Here is a 1050-nt window from a genome sequence, read left to right on the forward strand (position 1 = left end):
TCATCTTGGCTGTGCACAAGTTCTACCAAATCTGATTGCCAGCTTCCATCCAGAGCCAAAAACGAGCCCACGCCTCTCTGGCGATTATCATCGAGCCACGCTTCAAGAATATTCTCAAAGTCCTGAACGGCTATTTGATGCTCCATCCGTTACCTTCCATAAATTCCATTCACCACTGGCTGTGATCATAGGCTGGCAATCCAAGCGTGGCGCGGACGCCATCGTCGTGGGTGATCATGTGCAAAACGGCTTCGTCTTCGGGCAGGTCCGTGCGCAGCCATGCATAGCCAATTTCGCCCGAAACGACATATAGCCTATGCTGTTGGGGGAACGCTTCGAGCAGTGCTCTTACAATGCGGTAAAATTGACGCGGTGTGATGCCTTCCGATAAAATTAAGCGCTTGTCATAAAAAAGAGTTAGATCACCTGAGGAAGACTCCGGTCCAACGTCAACTTCGATATCTATGCTTTTTTCTTCCTTCCGTACGGCAAGGACGGGTAGTTGGCGATTAATGATTTCTACAAATTGGTCGGCATCGTAGTTCAAGATGCCGAGGTCTTCTGGGGTACCGTCAAATGGAGCCAGCAACAGCCCATCTGGCAAATCCATCATTCTGGTCAGATAGGCGCGGTCTTCCTCTGATAGATCCTGCATTTGATTTCCTTTCTAAACTAGTCATCGAAATTACGCATGGCGCGGTCAAGTTCCGCAGCCGCCTCTTGAGGGATCGGCTGCCAGCGCACGATGCCCCTGATGTTATTGGTGCGTAACAATCCAAGATAAAATGCGATAGGTCCACCTCGTCGGCTGCACACAACGTCTAATCCAATATTCCAGCACGGGCGTGCAGGAGATCTCGGATTATTGCAAACAGCCCCGTAATTAGCGAATTGCTTCAGCGTACTTTCCAATAACCTTCCAGAAGGGGAATAAGGCGTGCCCGGCGGTGAGGATGAAAGAGGCATCTGATATTTCGCTTCTTGAAGCCAACACCGCGCATGCAGTTCGCCATCAGCTCTAGATTTTTTCCCTGTAGCTGACCACGCATC

The 1050-nt window shown here is 50.2% G+C and carries 2 protein-coding genes; both read right to left on the reverse strand.

Going from position 1 to position 1050, the window contains the following annotated elements; genetic code table 11:
- Positions 1–169: 169 nt before the first annotated feature.
- A complete protein-coding gene (locus tag L1065_RS15680) occupies positions 170–655 on the reverse strand; it encodes a hypothetical protein (RefSeq protein WP_237096455.1) in 486 nt (161 codons plus the stop codon).
- Positions 656–672: 17 nt separating this feature from the next.
- Positions 673–1050: hypothetical protein (locus L1065_RS15685; RefSeq protein ID WP_237096456.1), on the reverse strand; the 378-nt coding region annotated here is incomplete at its 5' end.

Origin of the sequence: Nereida sp. MMG025 (genome assembly GCF_021654165.1) — a bacterium.
Taxonomy (GTDB): domain Bacteria; phylum Pseudomonadota; class Alphaproteobacteria; order Rhodobacterales; family Rhodobacteraceae; genus Nereida.

Bases quoted from the DNA above. Each gene is read 5' to 3' on its own strand.
- L1065_RS15680 (WP_237096455.1), bottom strand. From the start codon at position 655: ATGCAGGATCTATCAGAGGAAGACCGCGCCTATCTGACCAGAATGATG.